Origin of the sequence: Stenotrophomonas sp. AG209 (assembly GCF_003550055.1) — a bacterium.
In the GTDB taxonomy this organism is placed as follows: Bacteria; Pseudomonadota; Gammaproteobacteria; order Xanthomonadales; family Xanthomonadaceae; genus Stenotrophomonas.
The window spans coordinates 1,105,067-1,127,945 of sequence record NZ_QXDB01000001.1 but is presented as its reverse complement, the minus strand read 5'-3'; the positions used below and the strand labels follow the sequence as shown (position 1 = coordinate 1,127,945).

Genomic DNA, 22,879 nt, shown 5'->3' with positions numbered 1-22,879 from the left:
GCGGCCCAGGCCGCCGCCAGATCAGTCAGAAACCAGGGTCATATCCCATCAAGGACATTGCAATGCCCAAGATCAAGACCAACCGGGCAGCGGCCAAGCGTTTCCGCAAGACCGCCTCGGGCAAGTACAAGTGCGGCCACGCCAACCGTAGCCACATCCTCACGAAGAAAGCGACCAAGCGTAAGCGTAATCTGCGTCAGACGGGCCATGTCCGTGCAGAAGACGCCGGCCGTCTGGACCGCATGCTCCCTTACCTCTGAGGAACTGAAAAATGGCACGAGTTAAGCGTGGCGTACAGGCGCGTCGCCGCCACAAGAAGATTCTGGATCTCGCCAAGGGCTATTACAACGCCCGTCGCAAGGTCTTCCGCGTCGCCAAGCAGGCGGTCATCAAGGCACAGCAGTACGCCTACATCGGCCGTAAGCAGAAGAAGCGCAACTTCCGTTCGCTGTGGATCACCCGTATCAATGCGGCTGCCCGCATCAACGGCCTGAGCTACAGCCGCTTCATGAACGGTCTGCTGAAGGCCGGCATCACCCTGGATCGCAAGGTCCTGGCTGACATCGCCGTGCACGACGCAGCTGGTTTTGCTGCGCTGGCCGAAAAGGCCAAGGGCGCGCTGGCGGCATAAGTCCTTCCCGATGCCGTAACCGTTCACTCGGAACGGTGTCAGGTCAAGGCAATGCATGGGGAAGGGCGCAAGTCCTTCCCCATTCTTTTTTGGGTCCCGGCGAGGCCACAGCGGCAGCGCGGGGACGGCGGTGGCGACAGGGGTCGGCCCTTCGCGCATCGCGATGGCAGATCGACTGGAGTTCCGGCCCCCCCATGAGCGACATCCAATCCCTCACCACCCAGGCGCTGGCCGATGTGGCCGCCGCCCAGAGCCCCGACGTGCTGGAACAGCTGCGCGTGGCCCTGCTTGGCAAGAGTGGCAGCATCACCTCGCAGCTCAAGCAGCTCGGCGCCCTGCCGGCCGACGAGCGCAAGGCCGCCGGTGAAGCGATCAACCAGGCCCGCGACGCGCTGACCCGCGCGCTGGGCGAGCGCAAGGCGCTGCTGGAAGACGCGGCACTGGATGCGCGCCTGGCCGCCGAAACCATCGACATCACCCTGCCGGGCCGCAACGGCGACCGTGCCGGCCTGCATCCGATCACCCGCACCCTGGAGCGCATCACCGGCATCTTCGGCCGGCTGGGCTACGAGCTCTCTGAAGGGCCGGAGATCGAGGACGACTGGCACAACTTCGAGGCGCTGAACTTCCCGCCGCACCACCCGGCGCGCGCCATGCACGACACCTTCTACTTCGGCGACGGCCGCCTGCTGCGCACGCACACCTCGGGCGTGCAGGTGCGCTACATGGGCGACCACGCGCCGCCGCTGCGCATGATCGCCGCCGGCAAGGTGTACCGCAGCGACAGCGACCAGACCCATTCGCCGATGTTCCACCAGGTGGAAGGCCTGCTGGTGGACGAGCATTCGACCTTCGCCGACCTGAAGGGCACGCTGGCCGAGTTCGTGCGTGCGTTCTTCGAGCGCGACTTCGAGATGCGCTTCCGCCCCAGCTACTTCCCGTTCGTTGAACCGGGCGCGGAAGTGGACATCGCCTGGCAGCAGCCCGATGGCAGCACCCGCTGGCTGGAAGTGCTCGGCTGCGGCATGGTCCATCCGAACGTGCTGCGCAACGTCGGCATCGATCCGGAGCGCTACACCGGCTTCGCCTTCGGCATGGGCGTGGAGCGCTTCGCGATGCTGCGCTACGGCGTCAACGATCTGCGCGCGTTCTTCGAGAACGACGTGCGGTTCCTGAAACAGTTCGCGTAAGCCGCAACCGTGTAGGGCCGAGCCATGCTCGGCTGCTTTTCTGGATGGACGCCTCCCTGCGCATGCGCTGGGCGACCACAAAAACCGCAACGGGAGGCACGCCTCCCACCAGGGTGACACCATGAAATTCTCCGAAAACTGGCTGCGCAGCCATGTCCCGACCGGCGCCTCGCGCGATGAACTGAGCGCGGTGCTGACCGCCATTGGCCTGGAAGTGGAAGAAGTGACCGCGCTGGGCGAGGGCCTCGAGCACGTGGTCGTGGCACGCATCGTCGAAGCTGTACGCCATCCGGAAGCCGACCGCCTGCAGGTGTGCAGGGTCGATGCCGGGCAGGGGGAGCTGCTGCAGATCGTCTGCGGTGCGCCGAATGCGCGCCCGGGCCTGGTCGCGCCGCTGGCAATGGTCGGTGCGCAGATCGGCGAACTGAAGATCAAGCCGGCCAAGCTGCGCGGCGTCGAGTCCAACGGCATGCTGTGCTCGGCCAAGGAGCTGGGCCTGGACAACGATGCCTCCGGCCTGCTGGAACTGCCCGATGACGCCCCGGTCGGCCAGGCCCTGGTCGACTACCTGGGCCTGCCGGACGCCAGCATCGAGATCAAGCTGACCCCGAACCGCGCCGACTGCTTCAGCCTGCGCGGCATCGCCTACGACGTCGCCGCCGCCACCCGCAGCGAAGTGCTGGCGTTCGCCGCCGACGCCATTCCGGCGGCCGGCAGCCGTGAGCTGAGCATCCAGCTCGACGCCGGCGCCGAAGCGCCGCGTTACCTGGGCCGTGTCATCGAAGGCGTCAACGCCGCTGCCAAGACCCCGTTGTGGATGGCCGAACGCCTGCGCCGCAGCGGCGTGCGCCCGGTCTCGCTGCTGGTCGACATCACCCAGTATGTGATGTTGGAACTGGGCCAGCCGATGCACGCCTACGACCTCGGCACCCTGCAGGGCAGCATCGCCGTGCGCCGTTCGCGCGCTGGCGAGAGCCTGAAGCTGCTGGACGGCCGCGATGCCGCGCTGGACGACAGCTTCCTGGTGGTCACCGACGCCGATCGTGCGGTCGGCCTGGCCGGCCTGATGGGCGGTTTCGACACCCGTGTCACCGACGCCACCACTGCAGTGTTCCTGGAAGCTGCGCACTTCGCGCCGGCCGCGATCATGGGCCGTGGCCGCAAGCTGGGCCTGCACACCGATGCCGGCCACCGCTTCGAGCGCGGCGTTGATCCGGCGCTGCCGCGTACCGCGATCGAGTACGCCACCCGCCTGGTGCTGGACCTGGCTGGGGGTACCCCGGCGCCGGTCACCGAGGCCGTGCGTGAAGCCGATCTGCCGCAGCCGGCAACCATCGTGCTGCGCCGCGCCCGCATCACCCGCGTGCTCGGCATCACCATCGACGATGCGGAAGTCGAGCGCATCCTGCGCGCGCTGGGCATGGACGTGGTCGCCACCACCGATGGCTGGCAGGTGGCCGCGCCGAGCCGCCGCTTCGACATCGCCATCGAAGAAGACCTGATCGAGGAGCTGGCCCGCATCCACGGTTACGAGCAGATCCCGACCACGCTGCCGGGCGGTGCCTCGCGCGTGGCGATGCCGAGCGAGACCCAGCTGGACGCGCTGAGCGTGCGCCGCCAGCTGATCGCCCGTGACCAGCAGGAAACCGTCAATTTCGCCTTCGTCGACGATGCGCTGCTGACCCAGTGGCAGCTGCGCGACGGCCTGGTGCCGCTGGCCAACCCGCTGTCGGCCGAACTGGCGGTGATGCGCCCGTCGCTGCTGCCGGGCCTGGTCGCCACGTTGGGCCGCAACGCTGCCCGCCAGCTCGGCCGCGTGCGCCTGTTCGAGCTGGGCCGCGTGTTCGCCCAGCAGGCCGGAGACGGCCAACCGGCGCCGCTGGAGACCCCGCGCGTGGCCGCTGCGGTCTGTGGTGACGCGCAGGCGGTGCAGTGGGGCCTGCCGACCCGCAAGGTCGATTTCCATGACCTGAAGGGCGACCTGGAATCGCTGGCGGCCGCCAGTGGCGCGCAGCTGGAGTTCCGCCCGTCGGCGCGCGCCTACGGCCACCCGGCGCGTTCGGCCGAGGTGTTCCGCGATGGCGTGTCGATCGGCTGGATCGGCCAGATCCACCCGCGCCTGGCCAAGGCGATGGAGATCGAAGCGGACGTCTATGCCTTCGAGCTGGACCTGGAGCCGCTGACCGCCCGCCGCCTGCCGCGTGCCGGCGAACTGTCGCGCTTCCCGGCGGTGCGCCGCGACCTGGCGTTCCTGGTGCCTGAACAGGTGGCCTGGGCCGATCTGGCGGCCACCGTACGCCAGGCCGCCGGGCCGCTGCTGCGCGACCTGAACCTGTTCGACCGCTATGTCGGCCAGGGCGTCGAGCCGGGATTCAAGAGTCTCGCTATGGGCTTGATTTTGCAGGACAAGTCGCGCACTCTGACGGACCGCGACGTGGATGCGGTGGTGGCCGAGGCGGTCACTGCCATCGAGCGTGAACACCACGCCCGGATCCGCGGCTGAGCGGGCAGCACTCGGGGGTAGCAGGCAATGGCATTGACCAAGGCGGAGATGGCGGAAAAGCTGTTCGACGAAGTCGGTCTGAACAAGCGGGAAGCCAAGGAATTCGTCGACGCGTTTTTCGATGTGCTGCGTGAAGCATTGGAACAGGGACGTCAGGTGAAGCTGTCGGGCTTCGGTAATTTCGATCTGCGGCGCAAGAACCAGCGCCCGGGTCGCAACCCCAAGACCGGCGAGGAAATTCCGATTTCCGCCCGTACGGTGGTCACCTTCCGTCCGGGCCAGAAGCTCAAGGAGAGGGTGGAAGCTTATGCTGGATCCGGGCAGTAACCGCGAACTACCGCCGATCCCGGCCAAGCGCTACTTCACCATCGGTGAGGTCAGCGAGCTGTGCGACGTCAAGCCGCACGTGCTGCGCTACTGGGAAACCGAGTTTCCCAGCCTTGAGCCGGCCAAGCGCCGAGGCAACCGCCGCTACTACCAGCGCCACGACGTGCTGATGGTGCGGCAGATCCGCAGCCTGCTGTACGAACAGGGCTACACCATCGGTGGTGCACGCCTGCGTCTGGACGGTCCCGATGCCCGCGAGGAATCGGCACTGAGCAACCAGATCATCAAGCAGGTGCGCATGGAGCTGGAAGAAGTGCTGCAGTTGCTGCGCCGCTGATCCCATTTCCATCGTAATCCGCTATACTTCACGGCCCGCCGCACTGGCGGGCACATCGCAGCATCAGTCGGGGCGTAGCGCAGCCTGGTAGCGCATCTGCCTGGGGGGCAGAGGGTCGTCGGTTCGAATCCGGCCGTCCCGACCACTGTGATGAATCAAGAAGCCTGCGCAGCGATGCGTGGGCTTTTTTGTGCGTGCGGTGTATGCTGCGCGCCACTCGTACTACCGCGGCTGCTGAACCCGGTACTTACGAGAACACATCATGGAATCTGCAAGAAACCGTGCCTGGCGTCGCAGCCAGGCCCGCAACCGCGGTGGCGACCGCGCCACGACCGCCTACAGCTACAAGCCCGAAAAGAACTGGAAGCTGCTGTATACGCGCGATGCCAAGCTCGCGCGTGCACGCCAGCTAGGCTTCACCTATCCGGTGCTCAGCGCCCGCCAACTGCAGGAACAGGAATGATCAACCTGCTGTTCGTCTGCAGCCGCAACCAGCTGCGCAGCCCGACCGCCGAAGCCATGTGGCGACGGCGGCCCGGCTTCGCCGCGCTGTCGGCCGGCACCAGCCCGCATGCGCGACGCCCCATCGGCCCGGCGGACATCCGCTGGGCCGATGTCATCTTCGTGATGGAGGCCAAGCACCAGCATCGCCTGCAGGCCGCGTACGCGCGCCTGCTGGAACACAAGCGCCTGCATTGCCTGGACATCCCCGACGACTATCGCTGCATGGATCCGCTGTTGATGGACCTGCTGGACGCCAAGGTAACTACGTATCTGGATCAGCTGCCGGCAAAGCGGTAGATCAGCTCCGGATCGCCTTCGTCCAGGCCATGCACGATGCCGCTGTCGATGAAGCCCGAGGCGGCGAGCAGGCGTTGCATACCGGCATTGGAGGCATTGGTCGAAGTGAACAGCTTGCCCTGGCCCTGCAGCGCGATGGCATGGCGCAGCAGGGCGGCGCCGACGCCCTGGCTGCGATGTTCGCGCGCCACCATCAGCATCTCGACGAAGGCTTCGCCGAAGAAGTGACGATGGATGACCAGGTAACCGGCCAGCTGGCCGGCGCGTTCTGCCACGTGCATGCCACCGCTGGCCTGCCAGTCGCTGATCTGCCGTGCGCGTTGCGGATCACGGGCCGCAGCGCTGTCGAGTGCGATCAACGCGGGAACATCGGCGAGCATTGCCTTGCGGATGTGCAGCATTGTCGCGGAGGGATCGGGCGGCACCATCGAAGGCTCCTGGGGTGGGTGCGCCCAGTCTATCGATCACCTCGGCCGTGCCTGCCGATCCGCCGCAGCCAGCGTGTGGACGGCAGTCAATACACACGGAACTCTGCACGGCAGCCATCGCTGACCCACACGCCGCGTCGGTCCCAGCCCCAGTTGCGGTCCTCGATGCAGGGGGTCACCGATTTCTGCTTGACCAGGCGCACCTCGCGACGCACGCGGATGCGGCATTCCTTGTCCTTCTGCTCGTAGGACTCGCAGACCAGGCGCTCGCCGTCGTCGTCGCGGTCACCATCCCGGCCGCGCCCCGGCCAGCGGCCGCGTCCATGTTCGTCGGCCACGAACTCGGCGCGACAGCCGTCGGTGACCCAGAGCATGCGGCGGCTCTGGCCCCAGTTCCTGTCCTCGACGCAGCGGGTGACCGACAGCTGCCTGGCCAGGCGCATGCGGCCTTCGATCGGGCACTGCTGGGTCTTGTTGAACTGCGACTCGCAGCGCAGCGGCGGAATGTGATCGCTGTCGTAATCCTGGGCGGCCACCGTGGTGGCGGCCAGCAGCAGGGCCAGGGAAGAGGCGGCGATCGGCAGCAGCAGGCGATGGGTCATGGAGAGCCTCGGCAGGGGAACGGGCCGCAAGAATGGACCAGCCCGAGGCTGTCGGAACGGATCGTTCCGGCGCTGGCTCAGTGGGGATTTAGTAGTGCGCACGGGCCCATGCAGGGCCTTACATCCCTTATCATCGCTGCACATCCGATCGCATCGGCTTACACCTTCTTACATGTCTCCCACGCTTGCCGGCACCGCCTGTGGTTGCCGTCACTGGCGTGCAGCCGGCTTGTGGAGGAGGATGCGCGGACCACGACGACCACAGGGGGTTGCGTTGATCAGCAGTACCGTCATTCATCGCTCGGCTGGCGCAGAGGCCGGGCAGGTGCGTGTCCTGGACACCACGTTCAAGGGCAAGCATGTGTTCATTGCGTGGGGCCTGCGCGGGCCGGAACTGACCCGCAGCGCAGACCCCGCCGCCACCGTGGCTGCGCGCAAGGCGCTGCATGCCGTGGCCGGCCACAGCGAGGGGCCGCGCAGCCCGGAAGTGTTCATCGCCAACCAGTCGGCGGTGGCGATCACCGTCTATCGGCTGCTGACCGAAGCGCGTTCGGGCGATGCCATCTTCTTCCTGTGTGATTCACAGGCGGTGGTCGATTGGCTGATCACCGCACTGGAAGTGCAGGGCGAGGGCTGACCGCGCGCAGGGTCAGGCCAGCGCTGCGTCCACCGCCGCAAGCGCGTGCAGGGTGGTGGTGTCGAACAGCGGCACCGCACTGTCTTCGGGGCGCACCAGCAGCATGATCTCGGTACAACCGAGGATGATGGCCTCGGCACCGCGCGCGACCAGGCGCGCGATCACGCCTGCATAGACCTGCCGCGAGTGTTCACTGACCACGCCGGCGATCAGCTCCTGGTAGATGATGTCGTGCACGCTACGGCGATCATCGGCCTCCGGAACCAGTACCTGCAGCCCGAAACGCTCCTGCAGCCGGTCGCGGTAGAACGCCTGCTCCATGGTGAAGGCAGTGCCGAGCAGCCCCACCTTGCGGATGCCAGCCTGGAGGATCGCAGCGGCGGTCGGGTCGGCGATATGCAGCAGAGGCAACGGGCACTCGGCTTCGATCCGGCCGGCCAGCGTGTGCATGGTGTTGGTGCAGATCACCAGCAGCTCAGCGCCACCGGCCTGCAGGCGTCGTGCGGCGTCGGCCATATGGTCGCCCAGCGCATCCCAGTCGCCGTCATGCTGCAACTGCTTGATCGGGGCGAAGTTCACCGACCACAGCAGGAGCTGTGCCGAGTGCGCGCCACCGAGGCGCTGCCGCACCGCCTCGTTGATGAGCCGGTAGTACTGCGCCGAGCTTTCCCAGCTCATGCCGCCGATCAGGCCGAGGGTCTTCATGCACTGCTCCATGCCAGAGGGGGCCATTGCAGCACAGATGGCCATGGCAATGCCGTGCACGGGCGCCGGCATCTGTAACCGTTGCATCCACCGCACGCTGTATGTGCCGCATCCTGCATGGGTGCCCTATGCTGGTGCCGTCTTCTGAAGTGGAAACCGGCATGGCCCTGCATACCTGGTGGTGGTTCCTGGCCACGGTCTTCGTGCTGTGCGGGACGCCCGGGCCGAACATGCTGCATATCCTTGGCCGCAGCGTCGGGCTGGGGTTTCGTGGCAGCGTGCCGGCGATGGCCGGCTGCCTGCTGGCGATGCTGCTGGTGCTGGCCGCATCCGCTGCGGGCCTGAGCGCATTGCTGCATTCTTCGCCGATGCTGTTCGAGGTGCTGCGCTATCTCGGCGTGGCCTACCTGGCCTGGCTGGGCATCAAGGCGTGGCGTGACAGCACCCGGCCGGCACCGCCGGTGACCAACGATGCAGAGGTCGTGCTGGCGCCGGTGCACGGCGCGGGGAAGGTGTTCCGCGGCGGCCTGTGGGTTGGCCTGAGCAATCCCAAGTTGTTGTTGTTCGCGGCAGCGTTCCTGCCGCAGTTCGTCGACCCGTCGCGCAGCCAGGCCGTGCAGTACAGCGTGCTGGTAGCGACCTTCGCGACCTGCGAACTGTTCTGGTACGTGATGTATGCCGCCGGTGGCCATGGCCTGCGCCGTTGGTTGGCCAAACCCTTCGCACGGCGCTGGTTCGAGCGGCTGGTGGGGAGCGTGTTCCTGGCCTTCGCAGTGGCCCTGCTGCGCTTCCGGCCGCGCTGATTCACGCCGCGCACGCGGCCTGTTCACGACTGCCGCATCGGCGGCGGCCTAGCCTGATCACACCGTTTGCATTCCCTGCGGGGAAAGGACTGACATGATCAAGTGGGCCATCATCTTTGCCATCATCGGCATCATCGCGGGCGTGCTGGGCTTCGGCGGCATTGCCGGTGCCGCCGTGGGCATAGCCAAGTTCCTGTTCTGGGCCGGCATCATCATCGCCGTGGTGCTGTTCCTGATCGGCATGAGCGTGGCCAAGAAGGTCAGCTAGCGCCTGTCGCGCAGCAGCGGGTTCAGTGCGCGCTGCTGCGCGAGAACAGGTTGATCACCAGTACGCCGGCACAGATCAGGCCGATGCCGATCAGCGCCGGTGCGTCCAGGCGCTGCTTGAACACCACCAGGCCGATCAGCGAGATCAGCACGATGCCGACGCCGGACCAGATGGCATAGGCAATGCCGGTCGGTATCGATTTCATGGTCACCGACAGCAGGTAGAAGCACAGTCCGTAGCCGACCAGCGCGCCCAGCGTCGGTGCCAGTCGGCTCATGCCGTCGGACGCCTTCAGCAGTGATGTGGCGATCACTTCCAGCACGATCGCGGCGGCGAGATAGACGTAGGGATTCATCGCAGGCTCCGGCTCACAGCGGGTCGCACAGTTTCAGGGCCTGCTCGGCCATGGCCAGTGCATTGAGGCGTTCTTCTTCATCCAGCGGACGACCGTAGGCGGTGGCCCAGTAGCCGTCGGCCACGCAGCGCGCCGCATACAGGCGCGGGTCGGAGGCTTCATCAGGGAATTCAGCCAGCATGCGTCGCAGCCATGCGCCCCACTGGGCAAGCAGGGCGGGTTCGAGCATGTTGCCCAGGGTCAGGCCGATGTCGTTGTCCCGCTCCTGCTGCAGCAGGTGATCGAAGTTGGCTCGTACGTAGGCGCGGCTGAAGCAGCCATGGCGGGGGCTGCCTTCCATCAGGCCGCGCACCTGCGCTTCGAAGTCGGCGATGAGTGTGGCGATGGCTTCATCGACCAGCACCTGCTTGCTGCTGAAATGGTGGAACAACGCGCCTTTGCTGACCCCGGCCGCGCGCGCGACATCCTGTACGGTCAGTGCCGCCAGTCCATGCTGGCCGATCACTGTGATGGTGGCCTGCAGCAATGACTGGCGCACGCTGTCGGGCGCCTTGCGGCGCGAACGGGAAGGGGATGCGGACATGGGCGGGAAGAAACCGACTGGACGGTACGATTGTAGCGCAGGCCTGCCACCGCGCCGTGGCTGCCGACCCGGGCCGGCAGCGTGGATTCAACCGTCGACGCGTGCGAAGCGGGGCTGTGGGCCGTGCTCGCCGGGCACCTGTTCGATGAACATCGGGTAGGGGCGCACCCACAGGCCGCCTTCGCCATACAGGGCGCGGTACAGCACCAGCGGTTCCAGTGTCTCGCTGCTGCGGACGATGTCGATTACTTCGTACTCGCCGCCCTTGAAGTGGCGATACCGGCCACGGGCGAGGTCGGGCAGGGGACTCAATTCAGCCATGACGGAGCGTGCTCACTTGCGCGCCGGGCTGGCCGGCGTGGCGCAGTACGCGTCGATGGCCTCGGCGGTGTTGGCCAGGCCCTGTGCCTGTGCCAGCTCCCAGGGACGCTCGCAGCGCTGGCTGTGCTCGCACCACTGGTAGCCGGCTGAACCGATGCAGCCATGCGCATCGCGATCACCACCCACCACGGGCGTGGCCGTCGACGTCGCGTTGGCATCGGCACGCGCGGTCGCCGCCTTGTCCGGGCTGGCACAGGCGGACAGCACCAGCAGGGCGGGAATCAGAAATAGCGCTTTCATCGGGCGGGCTCCGTGCCTAAAGCGACAGTTTGTGTCGCAAATACCCTAGCGGCAAGCGCTCAGTGCACGGCGGCGCGGACCAGCTCTTCGATCAGGATCAGATAGCTGGCCACGAAATAGAACTTCAGCAACGTCCAGCGCTGCTGTGAGAAGAAGGTGCGCATGTGGAAGGGGCCCCTGTTGATGACGATAGTGTGAAGTCAGGCTGACTCCGTGACAAGGATCACGAAATGAACGGGCTAAACGGGCTCAGGGATGTGACGAGGGTGGGGTTCTGACGCACTGGCGCGGGTTTTTCGTACTTATCTGATGGGACCACCCTGATGGGCTGGCTAGGGTGACGTCATCAGCAGAAGGGCAAGCGCCCTGCGCCTTTTCCCACAAGGAGCCTCCCATGGTCATTACCGTCAAGTGCAGTGCCGCGCAGTGGTCCCTGTTGGACCCCGCTGCGGGCCTGGCCGAAGCATTCAACACCGGCGCCGCAGCGTTCGACGCCGCGGTTGGCCGGGCCAGCGCCCACCATCGCCGGACCGGCCAGCGCAGCACGGTGCGCGTGGAGGCGCTGGGCAGCAGCGTGGATGCCGTGCACTTCGAGGCGTTGGCGATTGCCTCCGGGCCGGCTATCGGGCTGAATCCTGCGCCGGTGGCGTAACGCCAGATGATCCCTCGCGCACTGCCTGGCTTACGAAATGGCTCAGCCACGATGGATTGACCGTCTTGGCATAGACATGACCGATCTGCGCCGGCAGGGCGCGATCCTGCAATACGCGCAAGGGTTGTTGGGCCAGGACGAGGATGAGCAGATCCCTGCGCAGGCAGCAGATGCGGCGTAGCAGTGGCATGCCGTCGACCTGGCCCACAGTCGGCATGCAGGGATCGATGATCAGTGCCTTGCATCGCGGGCTGGCGATCTGGGTCAGGACCTCTGCGGGCGAGCGTGCTTCGCCGAGGGCTTTACCGCCCAGGTAGGGGAGGGCGCTGTGTATCAGTTCGCGTCGGACCCAGGGATTTGCATCGGCGATGACGAGGGTGGGGGCCGGGGCTGACCGGCTTTCGCAGGCGCCGCTGCCTGAATGGAGTGGCGAAGCGTCAACAGCTTGAAGTGTGTGCATGCAGGCTACGGATTGTCGGGGCCACAGCCTTTGGGCAGGAGGTCGTAATAGGGGATGGCAGTCCAGCAGCGCCATTCATGGCTGCCCGAGTCCCTGATCAGCACCAGGTTGTTTCGCCATGTCCCCACGTTGTAGCCAGTGTCGAATCGCAGCAGGCAATCGATCTCGAGGCCGCCATCCGCACGAATACGTGTTGCGATGGTTTCACAGCGCTCACTGCTCTCCGGTAGTCCCAGCTTGCGGTTGTCTGAGCCATAGAGATCACCCCGTTCGGCCAGCCACGCCTCTACTCCCGCCTTCCCGCCGGCCAGTTCGGCCAGGGCCGCCGCCAGCTTGGATCGGGTAGAGAACTTCTTGTATTGCGGGACTGCGATCAGCGAGAGAATCATGATGATGGCCAGGACCACCATGAGTTCGATCAGAGAGAATCCGCGCTGGTGGTGTGCGTGATTCGATCCGCAGCCAGCCTTTGATATTTTCTTTTTCATCGGTTCCTGCATCAGGAAATCAACGTTGAATCGTGGATGGCGCACGCAATGGAAAGGCGCATGCGACTGTGGGCAGGTTGAGCAGCCCGCGCAGTGGCATGCGCCCGTGATCAGGCCTGGCAGCCCTGGGGAAGCAGGCTCTGGTCCGAGATGTCGCTCCTGCAGAGCCAGACGCCCTCCGAGTCGCGATCCAAGGTCAGGTTGCCACTGCCGATTGCAGCGTCGTTCTTGAGCTCGCAGTTGATGCTCGTAGCTCCGTTGGTGACATCGGTCGTTACCGCAATCGCATCGCAGCGGGAACTGGTCTCGGGCAGGCCAATCGATGCAGGCGTTGTGATATCGCTGCCCTCAGCCAATAGGGATTCGACGCCAACTTTCCCGCCGGCGACCTCCGCGAGCGCGCCAGCCAGCTTTGCCTTGGCCGAGAACCGCTGATACTGCGGCAGGGCAATCATCGCGAGAATCCCGATGATCGCCACCACCACCATGAGCTCAACAAGGGAAAAACCCTTCTGCCGGGATGGGCCTGTGCCTGCGCGGGGTGTCGGGCCGGGTACGGTATTCATGATAATCCTCTGTGACATGGCGGTTTCCTGGGTTCGGCCACGAAGCGATCATTCGCGGCGCAGCCATAGAAAATCACGTGTGCAGCAGTGGGTATATTCAAGAACTGGTAAAGTCGAACCTGTTGAGTAACTGCACGATTGTTTTGCAATTAATCAGAAAGTACGCCGTAGCTCCGTGGGGCACGGCGTCGGCACTGCATGCACATCGGCCGTGCTTGCAGTGCATCTCCATTCGCCCGCAGGGGTTCGCCGCCATCGCACGCTGCCCTCCTGGTGTAGATCACAGGTCAGTACTGCGCGGCCGGTATCGGGCAGCGATGCACGCAGGCGCGCGCAGTGTGCGGCGCTGGCAGGCAGGCCGAGGTGCGGGTCGGTCACGGTGAGATCACCTTCGGCGTAGCTGTTTTCCACGGCGGCGATGGCGCCGCCCAGCACGTTGGCCGCATCGCGAAGCCGGGTTCGGCTGGCATCGTCATCCAGGCGGGGCGCACACAGCAGTAGTGCGTAGATGGCTGTCAGTCCGGCGACGATGCTGACCAAAGTCCATCGTCGGTAGTGCCGCGGGTGATGTGTCGGCTGGGTGGTTGATCGAGGGCGCATGGACGGCAGCTCCTGCGGTTGAGAAGGGCGCGCGGCGCAACTGCAGGCCGGGGCCGCTCTCCCCAGAGCAGCCCCGGCATTCCGATCCCCTGTCTATCGTTGCCTCGCGTTACAGCGCCAGCGAACTTTCCACGTCCAGTACGATGCGCCGGGCGAGGGCAAGATTGGCCTTCTGCCGGTCCAGTACCACATAGAAGAACAGGCCCTTCTTGGCCGACACCGGGCGCAGCACGTGGTACGCCCGACCCAGAGTGATCAGCACGTCTTCGATGTTGTCGTTGAGGTTCAGCGCTTCGGCCGTCTTCATCTTGGCGCGCAGCACCTCGGTGTTTCCGGCTGCCGCCAGTTCCATGTCCACGCCCGAGCCGGCGTCACCCAGCAGCATGCCGCTTTCGAAGTCGACCAGGGCGACGGCTTGCGCGCCGTTGATCTGCATGAGCGTGTCCAGGCATTTGTTGATGGCGATATTCATTTCAGTGGTCCGTTGCGGGTGTGAGGGGGTGAAGAGGCGTCTGAGTACTGAGAGGGGCATGTATCAGGTCGGGGTGTTGGCCAATGCGCGCACGCACTGCTTGGCATGCCACAGCACGTTGCCGATGACGCAGCTGTGGTCGCACGCCGTCATCAGCAGGCGCGGTTGCTTCCCTGGAATGGCGAGCATCAGTACCTTGCCGTTGGCGGCATCGAGGATGAGTGTGTCGAGTTCGCCGAAGTGCAGTTCGCGACCCAGCGCACTGGCCAGGCCGAGCATCGAGCTGGTCATCGCGGCCAGGCGATCGGCGACATGACTCTTCGGGCCGGCCTGGGCCAGTGCGAAACCATCAGTGCTGGCAACGACGAGCGCCTGGATACCGGTGACATCGTGTACCAGCGCGTCGAGTGCCGATGTGCGGTCGATGTCATTCATGGGCGGCCGCCATGGCGCTGCATTCGATCTGGCTCATCAGCAGGTCCATCGCAATGATGGCCTGTGCCATGTCGCGTGGGTCCAGCGGCAATGCCGGCAGGTGTGGCGCATGGTCCTGCAACCAGTCCTGCCAGTGCGGCTGTACCGGATCATCGGTGCTGCCGCATCGGGTGAAGCCGATGACCACGGGCAGGCCCGGTGCGCTGTCGGCGATGGCTCTCAGATGCCGCCCGGCCAGCGTGGCGCCCACGCTGGCGCTGCCATCGATCAGGACGATGGCACCTTCTGCACCGGCCAGCAGGATCGGCCAGATGTAGGAGAAGCGTTCCTGCCCCGGCGATCCGTACAGGCGCAGGCGGTCGCCGCCTGGCAGGTCGATGTCGCCATAGTCCATCGCCACGGTGGTGTATTGCTTGCCCACGGTAGGGTCGGTATTGCGGGCTTCCGTCACCACGGCCGTGCCCCGGGTCAGGGTCTGCACGAGGGTGGACTTGCCCGCGCCGAGTGGGCCCATCACTACGATCTTGTGCTCACGCACGGTCATGCACTCCAGCGGATGCGAAGTTGTCGCCACAGATTGACGAGGCCGTCGGCGGGCGAGGAGCGCACGGGTGCGTCCTCGCCCACAACGGGAAAGGCATAGGCGGTGAGGAACGCTGCGTTGAAGAACGACTGCACGATTTGGCGTGGCAGATCGAGGATGTCGCAGCATGCCCGCACGGACGCGCCCTGCTTGATCAGCAGCGCGCACAGTCGGAAGTGGTCGGGACGATGGGCGAGGATGCGGAAGTCTGGCCAACGCCGGAGGCGCAACTTCGTGCCGTCCTGCAGGGGCGGGATCGGCACGCCGCGGCCGTCCGTGACCAGGGCAACGTTCCATAGCGTCAAGCGCAGCGGAACATTGCTGCACACCGTTGCACGCTGCACGAAGACCTCCTGTGTCACCGGTACCAGGCTCAGCCGAGGGTCTGCGTCGCCCAGTAGTCTCTGCAGCAGTGTCAGCGTGATCGGCGCGGGTGCGGTGGTCATCATCCGGTCGTTCCTGGCGTCCAGCCAGCACACGGTGGCCCCGTCATGAATGATCGCGGCATGGGCCGAACGCCGTGGCAGCGCGCCATCGCTTGCCAGGTGCAGGCGCAACTGCTGTACGAACGGCAATGCGGCAGTTGGCAATGCGGCCGGCGCCAGGGGCTCTGCTTCAAAGGGCTCTTGCAGATCCTCAAACGGTTGACGACGGAAACGGACCATGGGATGTCCAGGGCAGCGAGTGATCGGAGGTGACTTTGTAAGCGGTCCTCCTAGCTTTCTGGAATGAAACTATTGGGAAAGCTGCAGTGCCATTCGTGTTTTTGATGCTCTCTGCAACAAATGGAATTGGCCGGATGTTTATGCTTCGATGAAATCAATTGCAGCGAGCGATTATTAAGTTGACGTAACCTGGAATGATTACTAGCGTCTCCACTGCGCACTGCGGCGTGACTATTGACGGGTAATCAGCATGCTCACTCGAATTGCCATCGCGGATGATCATCCACTGGTCCTGCTTGGCACGCGCATCGTGATCGAGGCCGGTGGGCACCATCGCGTGGTGGCGGAGGCGCGATGTGCAGAAAGCCTGCTGGCCATCCTGGCCGAAGAGCCGGTGGATCTGGTGGTGACTGATTTTTCGATGCCGGATGTCGGCCGCTCGGACGGCCAGGCGATGCTGCAGGCGTTGAGTCGCAATTACCCCAAGGTGCCGGTGATCCTGGTCACGATGGTCACCAATGCCACCACCTTGAACATGGCCATGCGTACCGGTGTGCGCGGACTGGTGTGGAAGTGCAGTTGCGTGGATGGCACCCGCAAGGCGGTCGATACCGTGTTGAGCGGGGGGATCTACCTGGACCCCCAGTTGGCGCACTGCCTGCAGGAGGGTGGGCGCGAGCGATCGCTTTCGGTGTTGTCGCCCAAGGAGCTGGAAGTTCTGCGGCTGTATGTGTCGGGGCCTTCGATCACAGAGATCGCCGGGCAGCTGCGGCGCACCGTCAGTACCATCAGCCGGCAACGCATTTCGGCGATGAGGAAACTGGGCATCAGCAATGATGCCGAGCTGTTCGCCTATGCGTTCGAGGAACGCCTGGGCAATGCCGGTGGCATGGCCAGTGGGGCAGCAAACGGGAGCCCATGAGCTCACAGCGGTCCAGTCAGGTCCGGTTGCGTTGTTTGAATGGGGAAAAACTGCCGTTGCGCCCCCCTCTGTGCGGCGGGCCGTGAATCCCGGATGCTTGCGCCATCGTATTCATCTGGAGATCTCGATGGGCAAGGCACTCACCTGGCGCACCCTGGCCTGCACCCTGTTGCCGATGCTGGCGGCTGCCGGTGGCGCCCAGGCGCAGAGCTATGGCTACGGCTATGACGACGACCGCTATGGCGGCCGCGATGGCAGTGGCATCGTGCGCTGCGAGTCGTTCAAGAACCGCAGCAATGAGTGCCGCCTGGACGGCCGCGCGCGGTTGATCCGCCAGCTGTCCGGTTCGCCCTGTGTGGAAGGCGAAACCTGGGGCCAGTCGCGCAATGGCGTCTGGGTCACACAGGGGTGCCGTGCCGAATTCGTGGGTGAGTACCGCCGCGGTGGCGGCTGGGGCGGCAATGGCGGTGGCTGGGGTAATGGCAATGGGTGGGGCGGCGGCGATGTCGTCACCTGCCACTCCAATGGTCATCGCCAGGAGTACTGCGATGCCCGCATCCGCCGGGGTGTACGCCTGATCCGCCAGGACTCGCGCAGCGCCTGTATCGAAGGCCAGAGCTGGGGCTGGGATCGCCGTGGCATCTGGGTCAGCGATGGCTGCCGGGCGCAGTTCCAGGTGAACTGAGCATTCCGCGCTCTGTCCCGTGAAAATCAGAATAATCTGATACAGCTCACATTTTGAACGCCGTATTGTCTGCGATCAGGGCACGTTGCGTGCCCTGAATCCCAGCGATGCCGTGTGCCGTAGCCGGCATGGGCATCGCGCCGCCATCGATACGCTGCCTCAAGGAGTGAGCTGCATGTTGATCCGCCTGCAATGCGAACAGCGCCAGTGGCGCGTGCTGCATCCGGACCGGCCGGAGCCGATCGAGTTCCGCGATGGCGCCCGTGCCTATGACTTCGCCGAGACCCTGGCCCGCCTGCACTTTGTCGACACCGGTCAGCGTGCGGCCGTGCGCGTGGAAGCCAGCGGCGCATTCGTCGAAGCGGTCAGTTACGGCTGAAGGCGGGTGCCTGCCGAGGCAGGCCTGCGGAGTTCCGCCATCCACGCATGGCGTGGATCTACGCGTTTCGAGCCTGAAGGGTGCGGACTCTGTCCGCGCCCATTGCGCCCTGTGTGAATCTACCGGGTGGCGATCGGCCTCAGCCTGCCGCGCTGAGCGGCGGGATACCTGCGGCCAGCTGCGGCCAGCGCTTGAGCACAGCAGCGCGGATGCCGGCCGCGTCGATGCCGGCTTCGGCCAGCAGGTCCTCGCGGCTGGCGTGGTGCTGATAGCTGTCGGGCAGGCCCAGGTGCAGGATCGGACGCAGCACGCCTTCGGCATTGAGCAGTTCACCGACGCCGGAACCGGCGCCACCGGCCACCACGTTGTCTTCGATCGTGACCAAGCCCTCGTGCTGGGCGGCCATGGCCAGCACCAGCTCGCGATCCAGTGGCTTGATGAAGCGCATGTTGACCACGCTCAGGCCCAGTTCGCGGCCGACCTGCTCAGCGGCGGCCACGGTGCTGCCGAAGGCGAGCAGGGCGATGCGGCTGCCCTGCAGGCGCAGCTCGCCCTTTCCGATCGGCAGGGTCGACAGGTCGGTACCGGCCGCAACGCCGGTGCCGGTGCCACGCGGGTAGCGTACGGCGGCCGGGCCCGGGTGCTGCAGGCCGGTGCTGAGCATCTGCCGGCACTCGGCTTCATTGGACGGTGCCATCACCACCAGGTTCGGCACGCAGCGCAGGAAGCTCAGGTCGAGGTTGCCGGCGTGGGTTGCGCCGTCCGGGCCGACCACGCCGGCGCGATCGATCGCAAACAGCACGTCCAGGTCCTGGATCGCCACGTCGTGCACCAGCTGGTCGTACGCGCGCTGCAGGAAGGTGGAATAGATCGCCACCACCGGCTTGCCACCCTGGGTGGCCATGCCGGCGGCGAGGGTGACCGCGTGCTGCTCGGCGATCGCCACGTCGAAGTAGCGCTGCGGGTATTCCTTGCTGAAGCGCACCAGGCCTGAGCCTTCGCGCATTGCCGGGGTGATGCCGTACAGGCGCGGCTCGGCGGCGGCGGCATCACACAGCCAGTCGCTGAATACATCGGTATAGGTCGGCTTCTTGGCCCCGGCTTTGGCCACCAGGCCCTTGTCCGGATCGAACGGGCCCACGGCGTGGTAACCGATCTGGTCGCCTTCGGCCGGCTCGTAGCCCTTGCCCTTGGTGGTCATCACATGCAGCAGCTTCGGGCCCTTGGAGGCGCGCAGCGTCTTCAGCGTGGACAGCAGGGCAGGCATGTCGTGGCCGTCGATCGGGCCGGTGTAGTGGAAGCCCATTTCCTCGAACATCGTGGAGGGCACGAACATGCCCTTCCAGTGTTCTTCCCAGCGCTTCACGAAGCGCGCCGGGTTGTTCTTCTTGTCACCGAGGATCTTCTTGCCGCCTTCGCGCAGTGCGTTGAGCGTGCGGCTGCCGGTGGCGCGTCCCAGCATCTTGGTCAGGCCGCCCACGGCCTCGGAGATCGACATGTTGTTGTCGTTGAGGATCACCAGCAGGTTCGGTTCCGGCTCCATGCCGCCGGCATGCATCAGCGCTTCGAACGCCATGCCGGCGGTCATCGCGCCGTCGCCGATCACCGCCACGACCTTGCGGTCGTCGCCTTCGGACTGGCGGGCGATGGCCATGCCGAGTGCGGCCGAGATCGAGGTCGAGGAGTGGCCGACGCCGAAGGTGTCGTACTCACTTTCCTCGCGCTTCGGGAACGGCGCGACGCCGTCCTTCTGCTTGACGGTGTGGATCTCGTCGCGGCGGCCGGTGAGGATCTTGTGCGGGTAGGTCTGATGGCCGACGTCCCAGACCAGCTGGTCGTGCGGCGTCTGGTACAGGTAGTGAAGGGCCACGGTGAGCTCGATCACGCCCAGGCCGGCGGCGAAGTGGCCGCCGCTCTTGCCCACCGATTCGATGAGGTAGGCGCGCAGTTCGTCAGCAACCGCCCTCAATTCGGATTCGTCGAACGTGCGCAGGTCATCCGGCGTCTGGATGCGCGCGAGGCGGGGATAGCGGGCAGAGTCGATCATCATGTTCGCACTTTTTCTGAACGCCCATTTTCGCCCTCAAACGGGGGTGGGGCAAGCAAACGCCGCCGCCCGTGACAGGACGGTGAGGGTTGCATTTTCGGGCGTTCAGGTGCTCAGTTTCGACCGCTTGGGCAATTGCGCCTTCAGGAAGGCCATCTGGTCGGCCAGGATGTTGCGGTTGGACAGGATCAGGTGCTCGATCCAGCTGGGCCGGTAGGGCACCGCCAGCAGGGGCATGCCGGCCTGCTGCGGGGTACGGTCGCTCTTGCGCGAATTGCAGTGGAAGCAGGCGGTGACCACGTTTTCCCAGCAGTCCAGGCCGCCCTTGGACAGCGGCATGACGTGGTCGCGGGTGAGCGTGGGGCGGCTGAACTGCTGGCCGCAGTACATGCACAGATGGGCGTCGCGGGCGAACAGGGCCTGGTTGGTCAGGTTCGGCGTCGGGTCGATTGCGCGCGAGCGAGCGTGGCCGCGGGCGGCGATGATCGGGTGCAGGTCCATGCCGCTCTGCAGTCCGCTGAAGCGGTTGGTGCCGCCATGGATGTGCAGGCAGGGGTCGCCGAGCGTCCAGGCCACCGCTTCGCGTGCGTAGAGGCACGCCGCATCCTGCCAGGTGATCCAGTCCAGTACGCGTCCGTGGGCATCAAGCGAGAGCAGCCGGACCGAACCGGGGCGATGCAGCGTCGTGGCGTTGGGCGATGCTTCGGCGCCCGGAGCAGAAAACGGAGCTCCGGCTTCGATCAGACCCAAGCGTGTAGTGTCTGTCTCCATCGGGAGAACAGCTTATACCTGAATGTTGACGATTTGTGTATCGCCTGTCGGCGATACGCAAATCGCAACGATTCAGGTCCGCGCATTCGGCATCCCAGCCCGCCGTCGACGGGTTGGGATGCCCACGCATCCCTCCTAGCCCCCGCGCCGTTGGCGCGCCCCCCTTAACAAAGGGGGGCTCTTCTCCAGAGAGATCCCGGTGGTTTCCATCCACGCGTGGCGTGGATCTGCCGTGTCGACCAAGGTCGACACCTGCCATCAGCCGAGTGAACCTGTCAGAGGCCCGGGCGGTGGGGTGGCAGGACCGTTGGCGCCATGGATGGCGCCATCGAGCCCCCATGGGTGAGGGCGCTTTGCTTGCGAAGCACTGCTTCGCAAGCGCCCGAACGCACAGTCGCCAGCGGCTGGGCCGGACCGCGGAGCGGGGTTTACGGCGTGTCCTGCCAGCCCACGCCGCCCAGCCATTCATCGGGATGCAGCTGTTGCTGTTGCGGTTGCCGGCCAGCGGCCGGCACTACCGCGGGTGCCGGGCGCAGCCCGGCTCAGGCGCCGAAGCGCTCGTCGTCCATGGCCATCAGCGGGGCGGCGCCGGCCTGGATCGCGGCGGCGTGGCTGAGTGTGCGAGGCAGCACGCGGGCGAAGTAGAAGCGAGCGGTTTCGCGCTTGCCCTGGGCGAAGGCGGCGCCGTGCGCGCTGGCGTCGGCGGCGGCGACGCTGCGGGCCCACCAGTAGGCCAGTACCACGTAACCCGAATAGAACAGGTAGTCGTAGCTGGCCGCACCCAGTTCGTCGGGGTTGGCGGCCGCGCGCTGCAGCACGTCCAGGGTCAGCTTGCCCCATTCGGCGGCCTTGGCGCGCAGCGGGCCGATGAACTCGGCCAGCGCTTCGTTGCCCTCGTGTTCCTTGGCGAAGGCTTCGATCTCGGCCAGCATCAGCTTCAGGCCGGCGCCCTGGCTGGACGCGGTCTTGCGGCCGATCAGGTCCAGCGCCTGGATGCCGGTGGTGCCTTCATACAGCGTGGTGATGCGTGCATCGCGGGCCAGCTGCTCCATGCCGTGTTCGCGGATGTAGCCGTGGCCACCGAAGCACTGCAGGGCGTTGTAGGTGTTCTCGATGCCCCATTCGGTCTGGCAGGCCTTGGAGATCGGGGTCAGGAAGCTCACCAGGGTGTCGGCGCGCTCGCGCTCGGCGGCATCCTCGGCGTGGTGGGCGACGTCGATCAGGGTGGCGGCGTGCAGCGCCAGCAGGCGGCTGCCTTCGACCAGCGACTTCACCGTCAGCAGCATGCGCCGCACATCCGGGTGGACCAGGATCGGGTCGGCCGGCTTGTCCGGGAACTTGGCGCCGCTCAGGGCGCGCGACTGCAGGCGCTCACGGCTGTACTTCAATGCGTTCTGGTAGGCGCGCTCGGACAGGCCGATGCCCTGCAGGCCGACGCCCAGGCGCGCGGTGTTCATCATGGTGAACATCGCCTGCAGGCCCTTGTGCGGCTGGCCGACGAGGTAGCCCTGCGCACCATCGAAGTTCATCACGCAGGTGACCGACCCCTTGATGCCCATCTTGTGCTCGATCGAGCCACAGCGCAGTGCGTTGCGCTCACCGACGTTGCCCTCGCGGTCGACCTTGAACTTCGGGGTGACGAACAGCGAGATGCCCTTGGCGCCCGGAGGGGCGTCGGGCAGCTTGGCCAGCACCAGGTGCACGATGTTGCCGGTCAGGTCATGCTCGCCGGCAGTGATGAAGATCTTGGTGCCGGTGATCGAATAGCTGCCATCGGCGTTCGGCTCGGCCTTGGTCTTGAGCAGGCCCAGGTCGGTGCCGCAGTGCGGTTCGGTCAGGCACATGGTGCCGGTCCAGCGGCCTTCGATCAGCGGCTTGAGGAAGGCCTCGTGCTGCCAGGCCTCGCCGTGCTGCTTCAGCGCTTCGATGGCGCCATGCGAGAGCAGCGGGAAGTTGCCCCACGCCAGGTTGGCGGCGTTGATCATTTCGTTGAGCGGCACGCCCAGGGTGTGCGGCAGGCCCTGGCCGCCCAGCTCCGGCGAGGCGGTCAGGCCGGTCCAGCCGCCATCGACGAACTGGTCGTAGGCCTGCTTGAAGCCGGGCGGGGTGGTCACTTCACCGGTGGCCTGGTCGAGCACGCAGCCGATCTCGTCGCCGACGCTGTTGAGCGGGGCCAGCACGGTGGCGCTGAAGCGGCCGGCTTCTTCCAGCACGGCATCGACCACGTCGGCGGTGGCGTCGGTGAAGCCCAGGCGGGCGAACAGGGGTTCGACCTTGAGCACGTCGTGCAGGGCGAAACGGAGGTCGGAAAGCGGGGCGGTGTAGCTGCTCATCGGTACGTCTCGATTTGATCAGGGCAGGGG

General features: G+C 65.8%; 32 protein-coding genes and 1 tRNA gene. 16 read left to right on the top strand and 17 right to left on the bottom strand.

Features of this window, described 5'->3' with window-relative positions; all coding sequences use genetic code 11:
- Window positions 1-62 precede the first annotated feature (62 nt).
- The 9 genes from rpmI (at window position 63) to DFO63_RS05275 (ending at window position 5,789) form a co-directional block, all read left to right on the top strand.
- On the top strand, window positions 63-260 hold the full coding sequence (rpmI, locus tag DFO63_RS05315) for a 50S ribosomal protein L35 (RefSeq protein ID WP_005410436.1): 198 nt from the start codon (window positions 63-65) through the stop codon (window positions 258-260).
- 11 nt (window positions 261-271) lie between these two features.
- Window positions 272-631, top strand: coding sequence for a 50S ribosomal protein L20 (gene rplT / locus DFO63_RS05310; protein WP_005410435.1), 360 nt, complete (start codon window positions 272-274; stop codon window positions 629-631).
- Between the two features lie 194 nt (window positions 632-825).
- Entirely contained in the window at window positions 826-1,821 is a 996-nt protein-coding gene (locus tag DFO63_RS05305) for a phenylalanine--tRNA ligase subunit alpha (protein WP_014037935.1), read from the top strand.
- 121 nt (window positions 1,822-1,942) lie between these two features.
- Entirely contained in the window at window positions 1,943-4,324 is a 2,382-nt protein-coding gene (gene pheT / locus DFO63_RS05300) for a phenylalanine--tRNA ligase subunit beta (protein WP_101765849.1), read from the top strand.
- Between the two features lie 27 nt (window positions 4,325-4,351).
- Entirely contained in the window at window positions 4,352-4,651 is a 300-nt protein-coding gene (locus tag DFO63_RS05295) for an integration host factor subunit alpha (RefSeq protein WP_005410432.1), read from the top strand.
- The gene (locus DFO63_RS05290; protein WP_005410431.1) at window positions 4,632-4,988 is read left to right on the top strand and encodes a MerR family transcriptional regulator; all 357 of its coding nucleotides are present in this window, start codon (window positions 4,632-4,634) and stop codon (window positions 4,986-4,988) included. The genes DFO63_RS05295 and DFO63_RS05290 overlap by 20 nt, the downstream gene beginning before the upstream one ends.
- Before the next feature lie 68 nt (window positions 4,989-5,056).
- Window positions 5,057-5,133, top strand: a tRNA-Pro gene (locus DFO63_RS05285).
- Between the two features lie 117 nt (window positions 5,134-5,250).
- On the top strand, window positions 5,251-5,451 hold the full coding sequence (locus tag DFO63_RS05280; RefSeq protein WP_014037933.1) for a hypothetical protein: 201 nt from the start codon (window positions 5,251-5,253) through the stop codon (window positions 5,449-5,451).
- Window positions 5,448-5,789: a phosphotyrosine protein phosphatase gene (locus DFO63_RS05275; protein ID WP_049442387.1), complete on the top strand. Its 342-nt coding sequence runs from the start codon at window positions 5,448-5,450 to the stop codon at window positions 5,787-5,789. The genes DFO63_RS05280 and DFO63_RS05275 overlap by 4 nt, the downstream gene beginning before the upstream one ends.
- On the opposite strand, the gene DFO63_RS05270 is transcribed toward DFO63_RS05275, so the two are convergent.
- Together DFO63_RS05270 and DFO63_RS05265 are read right to left on the bottom strand one after the other, a co-directional pair.
- Window positions 5,768-6,217: a GNAT family N-acetyltransferase gene (locus DFO63_RS05270; protein WP_182474389.1), complete on the bottom strand. Its 450-nt coding sequence runs from the start codon at window positions 6,215-6,217 to the stop codon at window positions 5,768-5,770. The genes DFO63_RS05275 and DFO63_RS05270 overlap by 22 nt on opposite strands.
- Before the next feature lie 86 nt (window positions 6,218-6,303).
- On the bottom strand, window positions 6,304-6,819 hold the full coding sequence (locus DFO63_RS05265; protein WP_087923176.1) for a DUF3011 domain-containing protein: 516 nt from the start codon (window positions 6,817-6,819) through the stop codon (window positions 6,304-6,306).
- Between the two features lie 274 nt (window positions 6,820-7,093).
- Between DFO63_RS05265 and DFO63_RS05260 the strand changes: the two genes are divergently transcribed.
- On the top strand, window positions 7,094-7,456 hold the full coding sequence (locus DFO63_RS05260; RefSeq protein WP_170871775.1) for a hypothetical protein: 363 nt from the start codon (window positions 7,094-7,096) through the stop codon (window positions 7,454-7,456).
- Window positions 7,457-7,468: 12 nt separating this feature from the next.
- Here DFO63_RS05260 and DFO63_RS05255 read toward each other — a convergent pair whose 3' ends face one another.
- On the bottom strand, window positions 7,469-8,161 hold the full coding sequence (locus DFO63_RS05255; RefSeq protein ID WP_119006560.1) for an aspartate/glutamate racemase family protein: 693 nt from the start codon (window positions 8,159-8,161) through the stop codon (window positions 7,469-7,471).
- Between the two features lie 161 nt (window positions 8,162-8,322).
- Here DFO63_RS05255 and DFO63_RS05250 point away from each other — a divergent pair, with 161 nt between their 5' ends.
- Both DFO63_RS05250 and DFO63_RS05245 read left to right on the top strand, forming a co-directional pair.
- Window positions 8,323-8,964, top strand: a complete 642-nt coding sequence (locus tag DFO63_RS05250) for a LysE family translocator (RefSeq protein ID WP_119006989.1) — start codon at window positions 8,323-8,325, stop codon at window positions 8,962-8,964.
- Window positions 8,965-9,058: 94 nt separating this feature from the next.
- Window positions 9,059-9,232, top strand: a complete 174-nt coding sequence (locus DFO63_RS05245; RefSeq protein WP_005417836.1) for a DUF1328 domain-containing protein — start codon at window positions 9,059-9,061, stop codon at window positions 9,230-9,232.
- Between the two features lie 22 nt (window positions 9,233-9,254).
- On the opposite strand, the gene DFO63_RS05240 is transcribed toward DFO63_RS05245, so the two are convergent.
- The 4 genes from DFO63_RS05240 to DFO63_RS05225 all read right to left on the bottom strand — a co-directional run bounded on the left by DFO63_RS05240 (window position 9,255) and on the right by DFO63_RS05225 (window position 10,791).
- The gene (locus tag DFO63_RS05240) at window positions 9,255-9,587 is read right to left on the bottom strand and encodes an SMR family transporter (protein WP_088026627.1); all 333 of its coding nucleotides are present in this window, start codon (window positions 9,585-9,587) and stop codon (window positions 9,255-9,257) included.
- A 13-nt stretch (window positions 9,588-9,600) separates the two neighbouring features.
- Window positions 9,601-10,170: a TetR/AcrR family transcriptional regulator gene (locus DFO63_RS05235; RefSeq protein WP_119006559.1), complete on the bottom strand. Its 570-nt coding sequence runs from the start codon at window positions 10,168-10,170 to the stop codon at window positions 9,601-9,603.
- Between the two features lie 87 nt (window positions 10,171-10,257).
- Window positions 10,258-10,491 (bottom strand): DUF1653 domain-containing protein, encoded by a 234-nt coding sequence (locus DFO63_RS05230; RefSeq protein ID WP_101765845.1) that lies wholly within the window; start codon window positions 10,489-10,491, stop codon window positions 10,258-10,260.
- A gap of 12 nt (window positions 10,492-10,503) precedes the next feature.
- Entirely contained in the window at window positions 10,504-10,791 is a 288-nt protein-coding gene (locus DFO63_RS05225) for a hypothetical protein (RefSeq protein WP_101765844.1), read from the bottom strand.
- A gap of 394 nt (window positions 10,792-11,185) precedes the next feature.
- Between DFO63_RS05225 and DFO63_RS05220 the strand changes: the two genes are divergently transcribed.
- Window positions 11,186-11,443 (top strand): hypothetical protein, encoded by a 258-nt coding sequence (locus DFO63_RS05220; protein ID WP_101765843.1) that lies wholly within the window; start codon window positions 11,186-11,188, stop codon window positions 11,441-11,443.
- A 465-nt stretch (window positions 11,444-11,908) separates the two neighbouring features.
- Here DFO63_RS05220 and DFO63_RS05210 read toward each other — a convergent pair whose 3' ends face one another.
- The 7 genes from DFO63_RS05210 to DFO63_RS05180 form a co-directional block, all read right to left on the bottom strand.
- On the bottom strand, window positions 11,909-12,403 hold the full coding sequence (locus DFO63_RS05210; RefSeq protein ID WP_119006557.1) for a pilin: 495 nt from the start codon (window positions 12,401-12,403) through the stop codon (window positions 11,909-11,911).
- 98 nt (window positions 12,404-12,501) lie between these two features.
- A complete protein-coding gene (locus tag DFO63_RS05205; protein WP_101766430.1) occupies window positions 12,502-12,957 on the bottom strand; it encodes a pilin in 456 nt (151 codons plus the stop codon).
- A gap of 153 nt (window positions 12,958-13,110) precedes the next feature.
- The gene (locus DFO63_RS05200; protein WP_233490793.1) at window positions 13,111-13,497 is read right to left on the bottom strand and encodes a pilin; all 387 of its coding nucleotides are present in this window, start codon (window positions 13,495-13,497) and stop codon (window positions 13,111-13,113) included.
- A 169-nt stretch (window positions 13,498-13,666) separates the two neighbouring features.
- Window positions 13,667-13,993 (bottom strand): hypothetical protein, encoded by a 327-nt coding sequence (locus DFO63_RS05195; protein WP_197588418.1) that lies wholly within the window; start codon window positions 13,991-13,993, stop codon window positions 13,667-13,669.
- 99 nt (window positions 13,994-14,092) lie between these two features.
- Window positions 14,093-14,464: a roadblock/LC7 domain-containing protein gene (locus tag DFO63_RS05190; RefSeq protein ID WP_014037913.1), complete on the bottom strand. Its 372-nt coding sequence runs from the start codon at window positions 14,462-14,464 to the stop codon at window positions 14,093-14,095.
- A complete protein-coding gene (locus tag DFO63_RS05185) occupies window positions 14,457-15,008 on the bottom strand; it encodes an ADP-ribosylation factor-like protein (protein ID WP_119006555.1) in 552 nt (183 codons plus the stop codon). Before DFO63_RS05185 ends, DFO63_RS05190 begins: the two co-directional genes overlap by 8 nt.
- Window positions 15,005-15,712 (bottom strand): hypothetical protein, encoded by a 708-nt coding sequence (locus DFO63_RS05180; RefSeq protein ID WP_101765837.1) that lies wholly within the window; start codon window positions 15,710-15,712, stop codon window positions 15,005-15,007. The genes DFO63_RS05185 and DFO63_RS05180 overlap by 4 nt, the downstream gene beginning before the upstream one ends.
- A 250-nt stretch (window positions 15,713-15,962) precedes the next feature.
- Here DFO63_RS05180 and DFO63_RS05175 point away from each other — a divergent pair, with 250 nt between their 5' ends.
- The 3 genes from DFO63_RS05175 (at window position 15,963) to DFO63_RS05165 (ending at window position 17,698) form a co-directional block, all read left to right on the top strand.
- Window positions 15,963-16,634 (top strand): response regulator transcription factor, encoded by a 672-nt coding sequence (locus DFO63_RS05175; RefSeq protein ID WP_101765836.1) that lies wholly within the window; start codon window positions 15,963-15,965, stop codon window positions 16,632-16,634.
- 127 nt (window positions 16,635-16,761) lie between these two features.
- Window positions 16,762-17,319: a DUF3011 domain-containing protein gene (locus DFO63_RS05170; RefSeq protein ID WP_119006554.1), complete on the top strand. Its 558-nt coding sequence runs from the start codon at window positions 16,762-16,764 to the stop codon at window positions 17,317-17,319.
- Between the two features lie 175 nt (window positions 17,320-17,494).
- Window positions 17,495-17,698: a hypothetical protein gene (locus DFO63_RS05165; RefSeq protein WP_005417823.1), complete on the top strand. Its 204-nt coding sequence runs from the start codon at window positions 17,495-17,497 to the stop codon at window positions 17,696-17,698.
- Between the two features lie 139 nt (window positions 17,699-17,837).
- Here DFO63_RS05165 and dxs read toward each other — a convergent pair whose 3' ends face one another.
- The 3 genes from dxs to DFO63_RS05150 form a co-directional block, all read right to left on the bottom strand.
- Window positions 17,838-19,745, bottom strand: a complete 1,908-nt coding sequence (gene dxs, locus DFO63_RS05160; RefSeq protein WP_101766429.1) for a 1-deoxy-D-xylulose-5-phosphate synthase — start codon at window positions 19,743-19,745, stop codon at window positions 17,838-17,840.
- Window positions 19,746-19,850: 105 nt separating this feature from the next.
- Window positions 19,851-20,516, bottom strand: coding sequence for an HNH endonuclease (locus DFO63_RS05155; RefSeq protein WP_032956174.1), 666 nt, complete (start codon window positions 20,514-20,516; stop codon window positions 19,851-19,853).
- 542 nt (window positions 20,517-21,058) lie between these two features.
- The gene (locus DFO63_RS05150; RefSeq protein WP_099551910.1) at window positions 21,059-22,849 is read right to left on the bottom strand and encodes an acyl-CoA dehydrogenase C-terminal domain-containing protein; all 1,791 of its coding nucleotides are present in this window, start codon (window positions 22,847-22,849) and stop codon (window positions 21,059-21,061) included.
- Between the last annotated feature and the right edge of the window lie 30 nt (window positions 22,850-22,879).